Source organism: Sphingobacterium sp. JUb56 (assembly GCF_014191365.1).
Classification (GTDB): Bacteria; Bacteroidota; Bacteroidia; order Sphingobacteriales; family Sphingobacteriaceae; genus Sphingobacterium; species Sphingobacterium anhuiense.
Window position 1 is genome coordinate 1,525,983 of the sequence record NZ_JACHWL010000001.1, and the last position, 17,947, is coordinate 1,543,929.

At 38.6% G+C, this 17,947-nt stretch carries 16 protein-coding genes; 4 read left to right on the plus strand and 12 right to left on the minus strand.

The window, feature by feature from the left end; translation table 11 throughout:
* Positions 1 to 14: 14 nt before the first annotated feature.
* Genes FHR29_RS06180 through FHR29_RS06200 form a run of 5 tightly spaced genes read right to left on the minus strand, consistent with a single transcriptional unit; the run spans position 15 to position 7,782 of the window.
* Complete coding sequence (locus FHR29_RS06180) at positions 15 to 1,538, minus strand: sugar MFS transporter (RefSeq protein WP_183913120.1); 1,524 nt, start codon at positions 1,536 to 1,538, stop codon at positions 15 to 17.
* On the minus strand, positions 1,535 to 2,398 hold the full coding sequence (locus FHR29_RS06185; RefSeq protein ID WP_021190339.1) for a sugar phosphate isomerase/epimerase: 864 nt from the start codon (positions 2,396 to 2,398) through the stop codon (positions 1,535 to 1,537). Before FHR29_RS06185 ends, FHR29_RS06180 begins: the two co-directional genes overlap by 4 nt.
* A gap of 10 nt (positions 2,399 to 2,408) precedes the next feature.
* Entirely contained in the window at positions 2,409 to 3,518 is a 1,110-nt protein-coding gene (locus FHR29_RS06190; protein ID WP_206368270.1) for a Gfo/Idh/MocA family protein, read from the minus strand.
* Between the two features lie 20 nt (positions 3,519 to 3,538).
* Positions 3,539 to 4,276 (minus strand): ThuA domain-containing protein, encoded by a 738-nt coding sequence (locus FHR29_RS06195; RefSeq protein ID WP_168126543.1) that lies wholly within the window; start codon positions 4,274 to 4,276, stop codon positions 3,539 to 3,541.
* Between the two features lie 14 nt (positions 4,277 to 4,290).
* Positions 4,291 to 7,782 carry a PVC-type heme-binding CxxCH protein gene (locus FHR29_RS06200; RefSeq protein WP_183913122.1) on the minus strand — a complete coding sequence of 1,164 codons (3,492 nt, stop codon included), beginning with the start codon at positions 7,780 to 7,782 and terminating at the stop codon, positions 4,291 to 4,293.
* A gap of 143 nt (positions 7,783 to 7,925) precedes the next feature.
* On the opposite strand from FHR29_RS06200, the gene FHR29_RS06205 reads away from it, so the two are divergent.
* Positions 7,926 to 8,804 carry an AraC family transcriptional regulator gene (locus FHR29_RS06205; protein WP_132768095.1) on the plus strand — a complete coding sequence of 293 codons (879 nt, stop codon included), beginning with the start codon at positions 7,926 to 7,928 and terminating at the stop codon, positions 8,802 to 8,804.
* 218 nt (positions 8,805 to 9,022) lie between these two features.
* Here FHR29_RS06205 and FHR29_RS06210 read toward each other — a convergent pair whose 3' ends face one another.
* Positions 9,023 to 9,949 (minus strand): DsbA family protein, encoded by a 927-nt coding sequence (locus tag FHR29_RS06210; protein WP_183913124.1) that lies wholly within the window; start codon positions 9,947 to 9,949, stop codon positions 9,023 to 9,025.
* Between the two features lie 159 nt (positions 9,950 to 10,108).
* Positions 10,109 to 10,786 (minus strand): YceI family protein, encoded by a 678-nt coding sequence (locus FHR29_RS06215; RefSeq protein WP_021190332.1) that lies wholly within the window; start codon positions 10,784 to 10,786, stop codon positions 10,109 to 10,111.
* A 153-nt stretch (positions 10,787 to 10,939) separates the two neighbouring features.
* Here FHR29_RS06215 and FHR29_RS06220 point away from each other — a divergent pair, with 153 nt between their 5' ends.
* Positions 10,940 to 11,329 (plus strand): helix-turn-helix domain-containing protein, encoded by a 390-nt coding sequence (locus FHR29_RS06220; protein WP_021190331.1) that lies wholly within the window; start codon positions 10,940 to 10,942, stop codon positions 11,327 to 11,329.
* Here the strand turns inward: FHR29_RS06220 and FHR29_RS06225 are convergent.
* The 3 genes from FHR29_RS06225 to FHR29_RS06235 all read right to left on the minus strand — a co-directional run bounded on the left by FHR29_RS06225 (position 11,326) and on the right by FHR29_RS06235 (position 13,979).
* Positions 11,326 to 12,258, minus strand: coding sequence for a hypothetical protein (locus FHR29_RS06225; RefSeq protein WP_183913126.1), 933 nt, complete (start codon positions 12,256 to 12,258; stop codon positions 11,326 to 11,328). The genes FHR29_RS06220 and FHR29_RS06225 overlap by 4 nt on opposite strands.
* 504 nt (positions 12,259 to 12,762) lie before the next feature.
* On the minus strand, positions 12,763 to 13,143 hold the full coding sequence (locus FHR29_RS06230; protein WP_021190329.1) for a DUF1634 domain-containing protein: 381 nt from the start codon (positions 13,141 to 13,143) through the stop codon (positions 12,763 to 12,765).
* Positions 13,143 to 13,979, minus strand: coding sequence for a sulfite exporter TauE/SafE family protein (locus FHR29_RS06235; protein WP_183913128.1), 837 nt, complete (start codon positions 13,977 to 13,979; stop codon positions 13,143 to 13,145). Before FHR29_RS06235 ends, FHR29_RS06230 begins: the two co-directional genes overlap by 1 nt.
* Before the next feature lie 273 nt (positions 13,980 to 14,252).
* Between FHR29_RS06235 and FHR29_RS06240 the strand changes: the two genes are divergently transcribed.
* Positions 14,253 to 15,062, plus strand: a complete 810-nt coding sequence (locus tag FHR29_RS06240; protein WP_183913130.1) for a GNAT family N-acetyltransferase — start codon at positions 14,253 to 14,255, stop codon at positions 15,060 to 15,062.
* A gap of 77 nt (positions 15,063 to 15,139) precedes the next feature.
* Here FHR29_RS06240 and FHR29_RS06245 read toward each other — a convergent pair whose 3' ends face one another.
* On the minus strand, positions 15,140 to 15,520 hold the full coding sequence (locus FHR29_RS06245) for a DoxX family membrane protein (protein WP_132768087.1): 381 nt from the start codon (positions 15,518 to 15,520) through the stop codon (positions 15,140 to 15,142).
* Between the two features lie 290 nt (positions 15,521 to 15,810).
* Here FHR29_RS06245 and FHR29_RS06250 point away from each other — a divergent pair, with 290 nt between their 5' ends.
* Positions 15,811 to 16,185: a DUF6713 family protein gene (locus tag FHR29_RS06250; RefSeq protein ID WP_183913132.1), complete on the plus strand. Its 375-nt coding sequence runs from the start codon at positions 15,811 to 15,813 to the stop codon at positions 16,183 to 16,185.
* Between the two features lie 506 nt (positions 16,186 to 16,691).
* Here the strand turns inward: FHR29_RS06250 and FHR29_RS06255 are convergent.
* Positions 16,692 to 17,858 (minus strand): MFS transporter, encoded by a 1,167-nt coding sequence (locus FHR29_RS06255; protein WP_021190323.1) that lies wholly within the window; start codon positions 17,856 to 17,858, stop codon positions 16,692 to 16,694.
* Positions 17,859 to 17,947 lie beyond the last annotated feature (89 nt).

Sequence of the window (17,947 nt, forward strand, 5' to 3'; positions counted from 1 at the left end):
AGATGCATATTTAATTAAATGATATCTATTGGTTTGTACCCTCCTTTCTTGTTAAAATAAATAATTAATAATATAAAAAAGACAAATAAACCGCTCGGCAGTAAGGAAACAGTGGATAGCGCCGCTTTCTTGGCTTTATTTTCCATCTGCTCCACAACTTGCTGACTGGCTTCGTCTAACGTTGACAAGTGTGAATAATCAATCGTTTTATAGTCCCCGAATATGCTTGATCTCGTGCCTGTCACCAGTTTTTCATGGTAATGTGTCTGGTGAATATGGTCATACTCAGCTAGTTTTTTATCAATATTACTGTCCTGTATAAAACCCAGAAAAACAGCGCCGATAATTCCTACCCCGAGCTGCCCTACTGCGCTCGTAATATTTAAAGCTAAGGCGCCACCTTTAGGAAATTGTTCGGAAACAACTCCCAGCATCGTACCCCATAGGTAGGTTTTTCCAAAAGCATATAGAACAGCCGCCAGTAAAATATAAATCCCGGAAGAAACGGATAATAACTGCAGACCGACAGCAGAGACGAGCGCACTTATGGATAAGAGCGCCAGGGGTGACAGAAATTTAACAACAGTACCGCTGTACATCCGTAAAACAGTCATGATCACCGCTGTAAATACAAGCACCCAACCTCCTTGAAAACCCATTTTTTTCATTTCTGGCGTCATTAGATCGGTAATCCAGCTATCGGTACCAAGCTCCATGGTAGCCAAAGGAACCATCGCCAGTAGCAACAGCACAAAGAGGCTCTTCCCCCACGACCGCACGAAATAACCAAATATGGATACAATGGCGATACTGAGCACAATATTGAATTTATAATCCCAGCTAAATAAACTGCCCAGCTGAAAAACACATAATACAACGATAATCAGCGCTCCTAAAACACCAACTTCTTTTAACATGTCCAAATAGCCAACTCCGGCTTTGACCCGTTCGTTTACTGGAAACTTTTGGTTGATGATCAATGCGCCGTACGCGACTGCAGGAATCAAAATAAAACCTATGACGATTCGCCAATTGATATCCAGTGCTAAAAGGCCAATGCCTAACAGACCCGATATCGCAATGCCCATAGGCCAACCGGCATGTAAAATATTCAGCCACTTGGTTTTTTCTTTCGGATACAGCGATGCGACAACGGGGTTGATCACAGCTTCGGCAGCACCATTTCCTAATGCGAAGAAAAAGGTTCCTGCATACAACATCCAGTAACCAGTAGCAAAAATAGTCAGCACGATCGAAATCAAATGGCAGATAAAAGCAAAGATCATGGACTTTTTGTAGCCGATCCGGTCAATAATTAAGCTAAAGGCAACGATACTCAGTGCAAATGGCCAGAAACTAACACCAAAGATTTCGCCCTGCTGTGTTTTACTCAAATCAAACATAACTGCCCATGTGGGCATAAGAAAGGATCTGAAAACAAAACCAAAGGCAGATGCCACCAGTACAATAAAGCAACCCCAAAAAAGGGTACTTTTAGCATGATTGTCTGGCTGGATTATATCTTGTGTAGCGGTCATAATTGTAATGGATTATTTTTGAAAATTTCTGTGTAAAAGTTCGCTCCATCCCGGGCTAAAATATCTGAACTTTCTGCTAATGGACGCCAGATACTTGCCGCACGGGCCAGTTCTTTGGAAGGCGATCCGAAGGTTTCTAAAATGACACTTCCCTGATACCCGATTTCATTTAATGCATCGCGTATTCCGGACCAGTCTACCTGTCCCGTTCCCGGTGTTCCGCGATCATTTTCATTACCCTGAACATGAGCAAGTTTATCCCCTAAAAGATGGATTGATTTTAAAATGCTTTTCTCTTCAATATTAGCATGAAATGTATCGAGCAAGATCTTTAAGTGAGGATCATCAATCTGATTGATCAATTCCAGAGCCTGCTCGACTGTATTGATCATATCTGTCTCAAAGCGGTTTAGTGGCTCTAATGCCAATACAATACCTTGTTCTTTTGCATACTGCGTTGCTTCAAGCAGATTTTCTAAACAGAAATTCCGTTCTAATTCCTTCTGTTCTTTTGAAACTAATCGTGTTTTTCCAACAGCAGCATAAAGCGGTCCTCCAAAAATTGGACTTTCTAATTCATTAGCGATTTGTATACAATCTTTAATGTAAGAAAGACCAATTTTACGGTATGCGCTATGTTCACTTGAAATGTCTCTTTCTGTACCAAATGCACCGCTCACAGATAAATCTAAACCAATACGCTGCGCCACTTTCTTCAGTTGCTTCACATCAATTGATGCTACATCTTCGACAGCAATCTCCATGACATCATAGCCATAATCCTTTGCTTTATAAAGAATATCAATATGATCTGCTGTGTAAGGTGATACCCATACAAAAGAGCTTATTCCTATTTTCATAGCTTTACATTTAATCAAATGAAGGGATTGCGATTCTGACTCCACCCTGCATCGCCGATTCATGGGCACAGATACCAGCACAGGTATAATTTGCCGCTAAGGCCGCATCAACGGCAGAATCTCTTCCCTCCACAATAGCTGCAACAAACTCTTGAACTAAATGTGGATGAGAACCCCCATGACCTGCTCCCTGTAAAAATGAAACATGATTTGGATCATCTATTCTTTCCCTTTTAGTAAAGTCTGCAATCTCCGGAATCAATAAATCGTCTGTATCCGGCGCCTCCATGCGTACGGCATTTTCACCACCGTCGAATATAACATGTTGCTCATCCTGTAACTGCTCCCATTCAAAAGACATTTTATCACCATACACATCGTAACTTTCGCGGTACTGTCTCACAACATCAAATAATGATCTTGTCGCCTCGGCGACCACATTAGAATCTTTCAGCTTAAAGGTGGCTGTTTCCACTGCAAACGGTGAATTATACCGGGCAGCAAGATCAGCACTTAGTTGACCTGAACCGTGGCAAACCACAGATTCCGCTATGGTATTATTGATACGTAATAATGGCGAAATGGCATGTGTCCCATTCAGCATCGGTGGATAACCTTTCCAGTATTCAGCCCAGCCCTCCATACTCATATCCTGAATATGTGAACCGCGAACAAACTGTATTTTTCCTAATTTCCCCGTATCAGCAAGTTTCAGTCCGTACAGAAACTCACGGGTATATAAGGCTGTCTCCATCATCATATAAACTTTATTGACTCTTTTCTTCGCTTCAACGATAGCCTGACAGTCCGCCACGGTCATGGCCATCGGTATGGTACATGCGGTATGTTTATGCGCATTTAATGATGCCAATGTCATTTTTGCGTGCTCCGGCACAGGTGTCACCACATGGATGGCGTCGACATCACCTCTTTTAATGACCTCGTTAAAATCTGTAAATAGTAAATCATCGTCTAGATTGAACTTTTCTTTTAATTCTCGCAGTGTTTCAGGATTTCTGGTACAAACACCGACAGATTTAATATGGGGATGCTTTTGATAAATGGGAATAAATTCTTTTCCAAAACCCATTCCTACGATAACGACAGTGATTTTTTTCATTTTGATTATTTTATGTTGATTTAAATATTTAATGCCCAATGGATTGCATTGATTAAAATTTTGCGATAGTCTTTATTCAGATGACTGTGCTCATCATGCCCCAATGTAATTCCTACTATTCTTGATTTATCATGATTGACCGTGAATACAGCCGGGTATACTTTAGCCGTTTCTAAAGACTGACCGATGACCAGTACATCAATCCCTTTACCGGCAGCATCCGGTTGGTGGCGATACAGTTCGTCTTTGAATGTAAATTCTGGAGAAATGCCTTGACTGATCGGATGCGCCGTATTCACCACCAGGTTTTTGAATTCTTGGAAGTTTTCATGGCTATTACTTCCTCCACCTACATATTCCAAATTGTACTGAGGCCAGTCTTGCCAATTGTACCAAACTGCAGCATGCAGAAGCACGAGCGGTTTACCCTGTGCAATAAACTTTTCAATCGCCAGTTGTGAAGCTTTTGGGATCGGTTGATTATTGGTCAACACCAAAAGATCTGTCGTTTTTAAATAAAAGCGTATTGAATCCGTATTGTCTGTATAGGTCGCATGTACACCTTCAATGGTATTGATCAGCTGTGTATCCTCGATTTTGTACCAGCGATTAAAATCATGCGATCCACCACCACCGACAACCAGTATATTCTTCTTTTTTTGCGCATGAGGCAATGAATGTACACTTGCTTTGGCACATAAAGTTCCTATACTACTTACTACTATAGTAAGTAATAGCATTACCATTCTATTTTTCATATGTTTCGTTTATATTATTCCACAACTTTCATTATTCCGTTCATTCCTCTCCAATGTCCCGGGAATGTACAGATAAACGGATATTCACCTTTTTCTTTAGGGGCTTGAAATTTAAGCGTATAGCTTTGCCCCGGATTTACCAATTTGGTATGAAACAGCACTTCACTGACTTCAGGAACATAGTCTTTTTCAGCTGCCGAAGACGCTTGCAACATGGCATCTGCCGCTTTACCGACGATCTCTGTTGTACCAGGTTTGATGATCACTAAATTATGGGGCATTGCATCCGGATTTTCCATGATCAAAGTAATCTGCCTTCCTGCTTTCACCGTAATGGACCGTTTATCATACTGCATAATATCTTTTACCGCTTTGATCACAATGACTTCAGCAGGTGCCTCGTTTTGATTCACTTCCACAGGACTTGCGCGCTGCATATGGTGATGCGCATGCTCCCCATTCAATTGAAGCTTTACTTTGATCTCACTGATATTTCCGATAAATTCAGATCCATGCTCGTACTTGGTCAGCGCAACAGATTCATCCAGATCTTCTCCCGACCGCAGATATGCACGCAGTGGTTTATTGAACGGCTTGACCTCTTTGATGTTACCGACCAATTTGTTGTTGATATAAAGACTAGATCCTTGGTTTGCTGTTATGCTCGCATTAACTTTAAATCCATTTCCGATTCCGTCTGTAGCTGCTATACGCTGTATTTCACCATTATTATATACGTCCCAATATATTTTATTACCCTGCATGTATAAAGCAAAGCCATTTTTTGCATCACCTTGCCCAATAATTAATCCTTTGAAAGCATCCTGATCACGGCGTAATACTGCTGTTTCAATCGTGATATTCTTATCAGCCACATTTGGTGAAAACTGAACACGGTTTTTTCTACCAAGTGTATAAATTTCTTCACCTAGCGCTTGGTTTACAGCTTGTTGATAAGTATTTGTTGAAGACTGATCAGCAACCATCGACATATGACTATGGTTGGTCTGGATCGCCGCAAATAAAGCTGGAGATAACCACCTGTCCTTTGCATTGACAGGATCATTGATTGCCGCCTTTAATACAGGAGCAACTGCGGCAAAAGGAGCGGAATCTGCAATTTTAACAAAAGCGGCAAGCCTAGTATTGAGATTCTCATCTTTAAAAATATTAGACTGTGCTATTTGATCAAAAGATTTAGCATTTAAATCCAGTACCTGAACAGCAGCTTTTCGCACACCGGCAGATGGATGCGATAATGCGGCTAATAATGCATCATTCACTTCTTTCTTTGTTAGAAGACCCAAACCTTTTAAAGTCCAGATAGCATGTATAGCAGGTGCATTCAATCCAATTTCATCTACCGATTTATTGTTGATTATTTTAATCAAATCTTGTTCAACATCCGCATTTTTCCGCTCTACTAAAAGCCGCTGTGCATGGGTTCTCCAAAATTTGTTTTTACTATTTAAAGCTTCGATAAGTCCTTTGGGATTATCTTTTGAAAGTTTGAAACTTTCATTATGCTTGCCATTTTTATATAAAACGCGATATACACGGCCATGCTTTTTGTCTCTCAGATTACTTTCAAATGCATTTCCGGGCCCTCCAACCTGATCCTTAAAAGGAAGGACTTTCTCTGATGGCGCTTGCGCCGGGACAAAAACATTATGCTGAATGATAAAATTGTACCAATCCAAAACCCACACAGCACCATCTGGTCCTACCTCAGCATGCACAGGTCCAAACCACTCATCAGAACTTGCCAGTAAATTCCAGCCGTCTCTTTCTTTAAAACCTGCACCATCTTTTTCAATAATTGCGTTATGTAATAATCTTACCGTAGGTTCAGCTACAAAGGCCACACTGTTCCAATAAGACTGTGGAAAATCCCGTGCGGTATACATCTGATGGCCTGCCGCTGATGTAAATCCGCCGACAACATCCACCTGTCTTAAGTTTGGTGTTAAAGCATGAACCTCATAATGCCCGTCAATTTTTTGGATTGAATTGATTGGATTAGCGCCAGGAATATTGTCAACACGTCGCTGTAGATACTTCTCCGGCATCGAATAGAAAGCAGAATGGGTGTTATTTGCCGTGGATACAAAGACATTATTATCTTCCGAAATACCAAGACCCCAAGTATTATTGCTGGTTGTAGCTAAATACTCCAGATCCGAACCATCTGGATTAAGTCGGTATAAACCTTGAGAGAAAATATGCTTTTCACCGTTAACAATACCATTGTAACCTGCATATCCGTTAACACCCCAGATTTTGTTGTCAAATCCGTATTGCAGATTTGATGGACCGGCATGCGTATCTCCTTTGCTCCAACCGGTCATAATGATTTCTTCATGATCGGCTACATCATCACCATCGGTATCTTTTAAGAAAACAAAATTGGGAGCCATGGCGACAATAACACCATCATTGGAAAAAGTTAAACTTGTTGCAATATTTAAGCCCTTAGCAAATTCCGTAAATTTATCAGCAACACCATCGCCGTCGGTATCTTCACAGATGACGATGCGATCATTTCCTTTACCTTTCACCTCCTCAAAACTATTTGGATAATCAACAGCTTCAATGACCCATAATCTGCCTTTTTCATCCCAGCTCATCGCAATCGGATTGGTAATATTGGGCTCCGCGGCAAAAAGTTTTAATTCAAAATCTACCGGTTTCTGTATCAGTTTCATCGACTGTTCTGGACTAAGCGGATCCTGCACTTTAGGAACATCATAACGTGCTGTAAAATCGGATATGGAATCGGGATATATGCTTACATTCGGAATAGCCAATTTATTCACCATACTTTGAACCTGCTCTCCAAGTGACCACCAGACCGCACTGCTGACCGTTCTTAGAAACTGATGATTTTTCCAGGTATCATCATGCTTCCCTAACGCGTGATATAAAAAACGACCGCCGTTTTCCTCACTATACCAGATGTAGTTTTGTTTTGAACCATCTATCGCAGCGCTACCGATAACAGTTTGATCTGTTTTTTTCTTAAATATGTATTTTTCATTGTTAACCTGAATGATGTTAATAGATGAATCCAGTACATGTTTGGCGTTTTCTATCGTAACAATTGCTTGTCCATCACCCGCGTCGGTAAAACCACCTTGTACCAAGTTGGTATACCATTCGGAATTCTGAAATGAATTAGCAGACGAGTTCAAGGCCACAACCCCTTTTCCTTCTTTCAGGAATTTCTTTAATGCCTGCTCCTTTTCTTCACTGAGCTCTTTTTCATTCACCAATAAGACAACCCCATCAAACTTATTTAAATAATCAAATTCTAAACTTGCTAAGGTGTCGGTATAGGTTAGATTGATGCCCGATTTAAAAAGTTCGACCGATAACCAGGTCGCTTGATTAGAAGATTGCTTATTTCCAGCACCAATAAATAGTACCTCTGCCCTTCTCGGTTCATCAGCTCTACAAGAGGTCAAAAACACTAAAAATAAAAGTAAAACTCTTAAAATATTATTCATGATTTAGTTGAAATTTGGATTTATCTATAATTGTTATAAGCAAATATAGAGATATGAAGTAGCTTGGAACTTAGCTTTTTTATCAAGTTTCAGACATATTGTATCATTTTTAACTATATTTACCCCAATAAACTGAAATCATAATGCTAGATAAGAGAGTTATTTCAAAATCGCTTATTCCAGAGAATAAAACTTTTTCGATAAAACAAATCAATGAACCTCATTTTGATCCAACCTTTCATGCACATCCGGAATTTCAACTTTCGTACGTAATAAAAGGGGAAGGAAACAGAATTGTAGGCAATAGTTTGCAACCGTTTCATGCAAACGATATGGTATTTATTGGTCCCAATCTACCCCATGTCTGGAAAAATCATTTGTCTTATTTTAAAAAGGACAGTCAGCTCGATACGTCGGTTATAGTGATCTACTTTCATAACAATTTCTTTGCTGAAGAAATCTACGGTAAGGAAGAATTTTTTAGGCTCAAAAAGTTCTTTCTCACCAGCAATCTCGGGGTCGAAATAACGGGAGAAACCAGAGATATTATTGGAGGGATGATGTTTGAATTATTACATAAGGATGGGTTGGAAAGCGTAATTCTCCTATTGAAAATATTGGACACTTTAGTGCTGTCCACAGACTGCCGTTACATCAATGAGTTTGATGAAGCCATAAATTATAAACAGGCCGAAACCGAACGGATACACAAGGTCTATGATTACGTGATTAAAAACTTTGATCAGCAGATTCGTCTGGAGAAAGTTGCAGAAATTGCAAATATGACCAGTACCTCTTTTAGCAGATACTTTAAGACACGCCTCAACAAATCATTTTCGGACTTTTTGAAGGAAATAAGAGTAAACTACGCCTGCAAACTATTAAAAGACGATAGTATTTCCATAGAAACAGTCAGCTACGAATGCGGCTATCCTTCAGTAACCAACTTTAATAAGCAGTTTAAGAGTGTCATAGGCCTGCAGCCACGGCAGTATCGGGATAATTTTCTAAACCTCATTTAAGCCCTTTTTATATAAACAGATTTTTATGCACTAAAATCCTGCCTATATAAAAACATAGCGCGTTATCTTAATTGGTGCAGTCTGCAAACAGGTTATACCTGCGACTGTGCGATCCCAATCCGATCAAATAGTTCCGTTCTTAGACATCTACAGCACAGGTATTAGCTCAAAACGCTATATTAAACCATACACAACGTAGCACCTTGTTCTGAGAATGACTACGTGACGTTCAGATGCCAGATAGCACCATTTTTTGTTGTGCTTTTTTGCAACAGTTTATTTGCGGTAAGTTCGTTCAACAGCTCCTCACTTGCTGATCTTGGCGTATCTGTCAGTACAGCATATTCCTTAGCAGTAAGCGAATTGTATGTAGAAAAAATACTTTTCCAGTCTTGACGATAAGTCCCTTTTATAGCTGTCGGATTTAATTTTAAAATTGCGGCTTCATAAAAAGCGTAAGGTTTCGCGCCATACACCATCTCGCGATTTCCATGCATATCCTCAAAATGAAGTGTTGGAAAACCTCTTACACCGTATGTTCTCGCCAATTTAAGGTCTTCTTCAAATTGAACAGGCGCTGATTTTTGATAGTCTGACAATAATTGAACTTCATCTAACCCGACCATTTTTGCCGCCGCAGCTATGTATTCCCATTTAGCGATGTTTTTCTTCTGTAAAAAAACCATTTCTCGCAATGTTCTTAAAAACAGAATAGCCTGATCATTATCCTGCAATTGTGCTGCTTTAAAGGCAATAGAAGGCGGATAGGAAGAGTCTAAAGGATCTTCGAGCCAGATATCACCATCAATCGGCATATCATAATAAATACTCACCTCGTCCCAATGCTCGGCGACATCACTAGGTTTGCTAATTCCCCCACTGTTATAGTTCCAGTCGGGCAGTAAACCGCCCATATGATAGTGCATGGATAAGCAATCACCATATTCAAGTTTTAGTTTCCGCAATTGTGGTTCAATTCCCCAACAGGAAGAACATATGGGATCTGTGAAATAAATGACTTTAAGGGGTTTATCTGTTTGTTCAAGAGGGTGTACTGCTGCTGATTCATACGCTAAAACTGGCATTTCACAGCTACCTGTTTCAGGATCGCACAAAAGGGGATTATGGTTAGACTCGTTCTTCATGTTCGGTTTATTTGGTTTATGTAGTCAAATTTAATGCAATATCGAAACAGCATAAGATGCCGCTAAGCCCTGAAAAGGTTCGACCTATTGACTGCGCAGTATAGCTACTTCGCAGTAAAAAAAACACGCTTTAAAAAATTAAAGCGTGTTTTTATAAAATTATTTTTTTGCAGCGATATTCAGCTCCATATCTACTTCTTGAGAGATCATCCAGTCTTTAGGATCACCTTCAGTACCGTACGCTAATCCCCAGTCTTGTCTGTTGATGGTGAATTTAGATTGTACATTAATTTCATTATCCGTTACGCTAACTTTTGCTGGAAAAGTAACATTTACAGTCTTATCTTTGATTGTTAAGTTACCGCTGATAATGTTTGTTGCATCCGCAATGACACTTTTGTCTTTAGCAGCATCAAAAGCTGTTACTGCTGTAATTTCAAATTTAGCTGTTGGATATTTTTCAACTTCAAAGAAATCACCCGTTTTTAAGTGACCATCTAAATCAGCTGCAGTTTTACCACCTGATTTTGCAGGATCAACCGCACTCTTGTCTGTTGTCACTGAATTCATATCGATAACAAATGATCCACCTGTGATCGCTCCTGCTTCTACAGATACAGTACCTTCACTTTTCAATGTACCAAATCTTGGATCAAATCCACCTTTGTGATATGCTTTCCATTTGATTGAACTTACTGCTGTATCGACAGCAAAAGTTGCACCTTTTTGTTCTGCAACTTGTTGCTCTGTTCCTGTTTGAGCTTTATCACCATTTGAACCACCACATGAAGCTAAGATGACAGAAGCGAATACTGCTAAGATTGCTATTTTTTTCATTTTTAAATTATTAATTATATAAATCTTGTGCAAAAATAACATAGGATTAGTATACAAATGCTATTGGTTTCCTTTTTGAAACTACTTTCCTATAGGAAACCAATAATCGTTTCCGTAATTTTACACCGTAATTTTGTATTGTAATAAAAGATCATGAAGAAAAATCCAACCATTAACAATAGATCAGGATGTAAAGCCCGGATTATTGCGATCACAGATACCATGGAAATCTTATCCGGAAAATGGAAATTTCATATTTTGGGAACGTTGATGGAAGGCGGAAAGATGCGATTCATGGACCTGCTGCGTGAAGTTGATGGTATTGCCGCAAAGATGCTCTCGAAGGAATTACAGGACATGGAAATGAATCACCTTATCAGCCGTACGGTTATGAATACAAAACCCATTACCGTTGAATATGAAGTGACTGAATACGGCCGCACATTAGAACCTATTATCGACGAAATTGCAAAATGGGGTGAAGCGTATAGAAACGCAATGTTTAAAAAACAAAATGAAAATGTCCCTGTTGAGGAACATTAAAAAATCTTTGTAATTGGCAATAGCGGTACTTTTTGCTTCCAGGTGCCCGATACATCAAATAAATGCCCAGAAGATTGATTTTTAATCGTAAACGTATATTGGCATTCCCGTGTAAGGTATTTGATCTCTCCCTTGACCTGAATATTTGAATACGGCTGTACTAATAACGTTTGTTTGCTTCCAGAATTTATATAAGGTTCAAAAAATTTCCCTTCTTTATAAGGTACTTGTTTCGACCAGTATGTTGCCCCGTCTTTTAAGATTTCACCCATGAATATAAGTGAATCCTGAGCATTTATCCATTTAAAAGCGTCTTCATCAGTACTACTGAACTCGGACATGTAGTTAACGTCTTTAAAGATGGCAAGCGTTTCCATATTTTTTGCCGCGGAGGTATTGTTAGAAAGCGTTATGGTATAACAGCCTTCATCACTTGTAAACTCTTTCCGGCTTCCAGGTACTTCTATGATTTCTTTCTTCACAATCTCATAACCAGCACCTCTGCTCTGTGTAAAAGAAAGTTCATCTTCCGTTCCATTAGCCGCTATTCCGATTACAAACTTCCTGGGTTCTGCGTTGAAATTCTCTTTTAATGTTAGATTAAGCAGATTACTACTTGCTATTTTCTCCAATTTCAACCAGCCACCTGCCACCTCAACAGTACCTGCAGCATTTAAGACAACTGGATTATCATTTACATCTTGAAGTATTTCTCCTGAAAGCGCATCTTTAACATAGGCTACAGACCACTCTTTAGCGTTGATTTCAATACCATTGTCCACAAAACCTGTATTGACCTGAATACTCTTATAGTCTGGACTAAATAATGCTGTTTTTTGCCCCATATCTTCTTTATCACAGGCGCTCATCGAAAAAATAAGGACAGCGGCCAAGCAGGTAGTCAAGAATTTAGAATAGTTTAGCATCATCGGAGTTACAAAATAATAGGTAAATACACATTATAAAAATACTGTTAGCAATTTAGCATTATTTTAAGCAATAATCGACTGTTAATGAAAACTTTTTGTTATAAAATTGTAATGAATAGCGCACAATAAAGCGATAAATCGTACATGCGTCAGGTATAAATAACCGAGCTGAAATCTAAATACGTAAATGATGCTAAAAAAATACGCTTCTTCGTATCATGACAAGAAAATGGCATATGCTTTGAAAATAATCCCATAGTTATATCTAGTAAGCACTAAAAAACTATCAATCATGAAAAAGCAAGATGGAAACTTGAAAAAATTAGGATTAAAAAAAGGATATTACTTATTACTTATGGCAATTTTGGATATGCCTATAGAAGAAAAAATAAAAAAGGCTAGAAAATAGACAATTAAGTACCCTTTATATAGAAGAGTTCTCCCTTTTGGAGAACTTTTCATTTTATATTTTAAAAAAATTCATTTCAGAATTTTTCAAAGTTGTTAATGTCCGAATCCGAAATACATACTAAAGGCAATTATGATCAGCACTAGCGTCGTGATGAAGACATATAGTTTATCACCCTCGATGATAAAGCTGACCAATGAAAGTAATAATCGGATCAATGGGGTACAAAAAAGAATGATGATCGCTAAAAATATAATCGAACGTCCTTGCATGTTGATGACTCCACTGAAAACATCCGATACGACTTCAATAATACTTCGATCATTTTCTGTAAATCGGGCATAATCAGCCTGTTCATTCGCATGGTTATAAAGAAAGATCAATCCGCCGATGGTACTGATCGCCAATACTGTTCTTACGCCGTATTTTAAGACATCTCCAATAATTCTTTGTATCGTTTTATCTGTAATCTGCATTAGAATTTTCCTTTAATACCGTTATAAATCATGTTAAAAGCCAAGAAGAAAATAATAAAAGCAAAAAATACTCTTAATTTCTTTGGATCTGTCGCCATCAATATCTTGGAACCGATCATCGAGCCTATTAGGACACCAATCATGACCGGAAGACAGATATCAGCGACAACATACCCTTTCTGAAGATAAATCACGCAACTTGCTAGAGCAGTCACGCCCATCATAAAATTACTCGTGGTGGTCGACACCTTAAAGGGTATGCGCATAATGGTATCCATGGCGATTACTTTAAAAGCCCCCGATCCTATTCCAAGCATACCCGAAAGTACTCCGGCAAGTCCCATCATACTAAATCCACCGATGACATTTTTTGTGCCATAAGACACCTCTGTACCCTTTACTACAGGATAGGTAGAAGGTAGCTTGAGGCTGATCGCCAGCTTACTGGACTGCTCTACGATATGTTCTTCTTTTTTCCGGAGCGAGTTTGCCGCAGAAAAGATTAAAGCAAGACCAAATAATACGGCAATAAGCGAACTGGGAGCCGATGTTGCGATAAGTGCACCGACAACAGCACCTGCAGTAGTCGCAATCTCTAAAAACATGCCGAGCCGCATATTTGCGATCCCTTCCTTAACATATGCGGCGGCAGATCCCGAAGATGTCGCAATTACGGAAACTAAAGCAGCTCCTATCGCATAATGGATATCTACTCCAAGCAGAATAGTCAACAAAGGTATTACTACAATTCCACCACCAAGCCCGGAAAGCGAACCAATAATACCTGCACATATGGCTCCAAGGAGCATAATGAGTGTAAACGTTAAAACAGTCATATTTGCAAAATTTAAATGCAGGAAAGCCACCTGGACTTTCTTGCCTAAAGAGCCAAAGGTAGAGAATATATTATTCTTGAACGAAATCTGTTCGCTATTCTAATCGTTCTTTAATATGAAGAAATCCAGCCCTAATCTGAAATTGCGAGTTATACCTGACACGCTCATCCCATTTTTATAAATCAAACCGTCATCAAAAAAAAGCGCTGCTTTTTGAAATAAATTTAAAGTATTACATTCGTTTAATTAAAACCGCAAAAATTGTATACGCAAATGAGCAATTTAAGTTTCGAACCGATCGTATCAAGTGATTTCGCACAGCTTGTTAACTTACAACCTGAGGGCTGGCATGATATAATACCCAAATTTGAATATTATGTTAATCAAAAATACGGTATCCCCATCAAACTACTTGAAAATCAAGAAATCGTAGCTATAGGATCGGTTATCGTCCATCAAGATGTTGCTTGGCTTGGACATATTATTGTTCATCCCGATCATCGAAAACAAGGTTATGGAAAGCTGATGACACAACAGCTCATCGCAACGGCAAAAGCGGAGAATTGTACTAGTATTCAATTGATCGCAACAGATCTGGGAGCAACTGTATACGAAAGTATCGGTTTCATCACAGATACCGAATATCTCTTTTTTAAGGATGTCACTATTCCTCTAGGCCAAGTCGCTAATCCGCATATCAGCAGCTACAATGCGATCTATAAAGATCAAATGCTGGCATTGGACAGTTTGGTATCTGGAGAAAATAGAGCCTGGGAGCTAGAAGATCATTTAGCGTCTTCTTACCTCTATGTCATCGATGGTTCCCTTGCAGGATATTACTTACCGACCTTCGGGGAAGGTTTAATCATAGCTATTCATCCAACTGCAGGTAAGGAACTTACAGAATTTCACTTACAAGCAAAGACAACTGTGGTCGTACCGAAAGAGAATATAGCCGCACAAGCCTTTTTACAGGAGCATCAGTATCAACCTTATGCCAGCGCTAAACGCATGTATATCGGTCGAGAGATAGCGGTCAAATTTGAACATATATATAACCGTATTGCTGGAAATATCGGTTAATCAAGCTTGCTGAAAAGCTATTTGTGCCTTTTGATCGGGATATCAAAATATAAAGACACAAATAGACTCTTATTTTACTACTTGCGGAGCATAGGAAGATACTTATGCCAGTTTTCGATGATAACCCAAAGAACAATTGCAGCCAGAACAAGCGCAATAGGTAAACCTGATGGTGCGGTAGTGATGTTCGATAACAAAATACCGGTCAGAATTGGCGTTAGAATAACTGCTCCCAGCGCTCGCGTTGTACTAAAGATCAATAATAAACCGCCTGTGATCTCTCCGAACGCCACCAGTGGCATTAACCAGCCGATTTCCATAAATGCCTTTCCTGCGTTGATCATTTTCTCAGGCATATCCTTCGGCATAGGCATGTAATGAAAAAATTTATCCAAGCCGGCATTGATAAACATTAAGCCTGTCAATAAGCATAATACGAAAAGAATCTTGTTTTTCATGGTCATTTAATTTAAGTTATAATTTCAGATTATAAAAACAGCATGATCCCATTATTGTTCTATCGGATGTTCATTTTTTTTGATGACAGAATTAAAAAAATTAGACTTTAGCGTTAATCTTTTTAGGGAACTTATTACCGATCTATGTCGTATTAAATTGAATATAAATGGAATTACCACTAGAACATAAACAATCTGTTTACAACAGCTAACAGGATTATACTTTTACTACTCTAAAATGCTCTCATATTAAAGTAAGCCCTTATATTTGATAAGCTTATTTTTCATAAATGGATAAGCACAACTTAATGTATAATATGATCGCACATTCTTTTTTTTATCTCGCACTTGTACTTTTTTTTATGCACGAAATGGATGCCGTACGTTGTAAGGAATGGCGTATTTTCCCCGGGTTAGCACTGCTAAAGGAAAGTTGGGGATATCCTATATTTATACTGGCTCATATCCCACTTTTTTTATTCTTAATATGGGGACTTACGCAACCCTCAGAAAATTTCATCATGGGATTTGATATTTTTGCGATCTTACATTTTGCATTGCACCTCCGCTATCTCAGACATCAAAAAAATGAGTTTAAAGATTGGATATCTTGGACAATAATTACTGGAATAGCAGTTTTTGGTACGCTCGATTTGCTACTTTAGAAAGGGTACTCATTCATCAAGAATAAGTAAAAGTAAAACACATAAACTACTTTAAATTAGCGCCATAAATATTTAATATGATTTTAAATGAATGTTCAAAAAGCATGTCAGCGCTTATCCATACTGTTCTTAACGGGTACCAAATAAAGAATCGCTATAGAATTGGATTCTATAGCGATTTGAGGGGTTCTTTTCTATAATGGTTTTGGTAATATCGTTTTTTTTATAGATTCTGTGCCTGCGCACCATAAATCATTATAAAGCAAACATAAACAATTTTTCTTATCATGAGGAAATTTAAAATAAAATTTTACATTAATTATCGCATCTTTAAGAAAATACACCCACACACGCCATATTACATCGGATTATTTAAATCTTAACGGGTTCATATCAGATGCATCGGCAAACTTTTCGGACCTGTTGTAGTGGAATCGATCTTTTAAATAAAACAACCCCTCAAATTATCTCTGAGGGGTTGCCTTGTGTAACAGATACACCGTATCTTAAAGTTTATTTTTACTCGATAACCAAACAATCCCTAAAGCTATAGCGCTCCAGATCAGCATTTGCGAGAGCGCAAAATCCCACCCTCCTAACGACCAGCTTAGCAGACCGAAGAAGGTACCTGTTCCGGCACCTATGAAATAAGTGGTCATATACACCGTATTCAGGCGACTATGCGCTTGTTCATCCAACGAATAGATCCGGGTAAAATTTGTAATCTGAGTGGCCTGAACACCGATGTCCAGGAAAAATATAGCAATGATCAAAACCCAGATCGAATGTGGGAAAAACCACATCACCAAAATGCTCAAGAACAACATCCCTACGGTAAGATATAAGTTTTTAAACACTTGGCCTTTATCCGCCATTTTTCCAAAATAGGGTGCAACTAGCGCACCTCCTATAGCGATCAGACCAAATAGGCCAATGGTAGATGCAGGATAATGAAATGGCTCTTCACTCAGATGAAAGGTTAACGTAGTCCAAAAAGAGCAAAACACCCCAAAAGTGAAAGATCCCAATAAAGAAGCCTGTCGAAGTATTTTATACTGCCCTATCAGTGAAATCGTTGATTTCAGTAAGCCAAAGTAACTTCCCTTAAATTTAGCAGGCATCTCGGGTAAAAGGAAAAAAAGTAATAAACTGCTTATGGATACCAAAATTGCTGAACAGAGGAATACACTTTGCCAACCCCATAGATCAGTCAAAGCCCCGCTCAATAAGCGTGAACCCAAAATTCCACATAGGATGCCACTAAACACAATACCGACATTTTTACCACGGTTTTCTTTACCCAAAGCTGCCGACATAGGAAGAATTATTTGTGCAGGTGTAGAACAAACACCGATAATAAAACTAAGGACAAGCAATAACGTAAAATTAGTAGTATTCGCAAGTATAAGAAGCATCACGATAAGAGTGAGACAAATGCTTAAAATCAGTTTTTTACGATTTAATTTATCACCTAAGGGTAGTAAGAAGAACATCCCTAATCCGTAACCCAGCTGAGCAAGCACCGCAATTTTACCCACGGCATTTTCAGATTTCCCTAAGCTTTCAGCAATATTCCTTAAAATAGGCTGACTATAATAGACATTAGCAACAATAGTTCCTGCTGAAAAAGACATGACAGGAATAATCCATTTATTCTGTTTGTTTATTGACATTTCAAATTATATAACAGCAGGCAAACTTAAGGAGCTTAATTGGAAAAAACATAAACATTTGGAAATATTTTTGACACATTGAGTTAAAA

Coding starts and splice junctions, on each gene's coding strand:
- FHR29_RS06180 (WP_183913120.1), bottom strand. CDS start 1,538: ATGACCGCTACACAAGATATAATCCAGCCAGACAATCATGCTAAAAGT.
- FHR29_RS06185 (WP_021190339.1), bottom strand. CDS start 2,398: ATGAAAATAGGAATAAGCTCTTTTGTATGGGTATCACCTTACACAGCA.
- FHR29_RS06190 (WP_206368270.1), bottom strand. CDS start 3,518: ATGAAAAAAATCACTGTCGTTATCGTAGGAATGGGTTTTGGAAAAGAA.
- FHR29_RS06195 (WP_168126543.1), bottom strand. CDS start 4,276: ATGAAAAATAGAATGGTAATGCTATTACTTACTATAGTAGTAAGTAGT.
- FHR29_RS06200 (WP_183913122.1), bottom strand. CDS start 7,782: ATGAATAATATTTTAAGAGTTTTACTTTTATTTTTAGTGTTTTTGACC.
- FHR29_RS06205 (WP_132768095.1), top strand. CDS start 7,926: ATGCTAGATAAGAGAGTTATTTCAAAATCGCTTATTCCAGAGAATAAA.
- FHR29_RS06210 (WP_183913124.1), bottom strand. CDS start 9,949: ATGAAGAACGAGTCTAACCATAATCCCCTTTTGTGCGATCCTGAAACA.
- FHR29_RS06215 (WP_021190332.1), bottom strand. CDS start 10,786: ATGAAAAAAATAGCAATCTTAGCAGTATTCGCTTCTGTCATCTTAGCT.
- FHR29_RS06220 (WP_021190331.1), top strand. CDS start 10,940: ATGAAGAAAAATCCAACCATTAACAATAGATCAGGATGTAAAGCCCGG.
- FHR29_RS06225 (WP_183913126.1), bottom strand. CDS start 12,258: ATGATGCTAAACTATTCTAAATTCTTGACTACCTGCTTGGCCGCTGTC.
- FHR29_RS06230 (WP_021190329.1), bottom strand. CDS start 13,143: ATGCAGATTACAGATAAAACGATACAAAGAATTATTGGAGATGTCTTA.
- FHR29_RS06235 (WP_183913128.1), bottom strand. CDS start 13,979: ATGACTGTTTTAACGTTTACACTCATTATGCTCCTTGGAGCCATATGT.
- FHR29_RS06240 (WP_183913130.1), top strand. CDS start 14,253: ATGAGCAATTTAAGTTTCGAACCGATCGTATCAAGTGATTTCGCACAG.
- FHR29_RS06245 (WP_132768087.1), bottom strand. CDS start 15,520: ATGAAAAACAAGATTCTTTTCGTATTATGCTTATTGACAGGCTTAATG.
- FHR29_RS06250 (WP_183913132.1), top strand. CDS start 15,811: ATGGATAAGCACAACTTAATGTATAATATGATCGCACATTCTTTTTTT.
- FHR29_RS06255 (WP_021190323.1), bottom strand. CDS start 17,858: ATGTCAATAAACAAACAGAATAAATGGATTATTCCTGTCATGTCTTTT.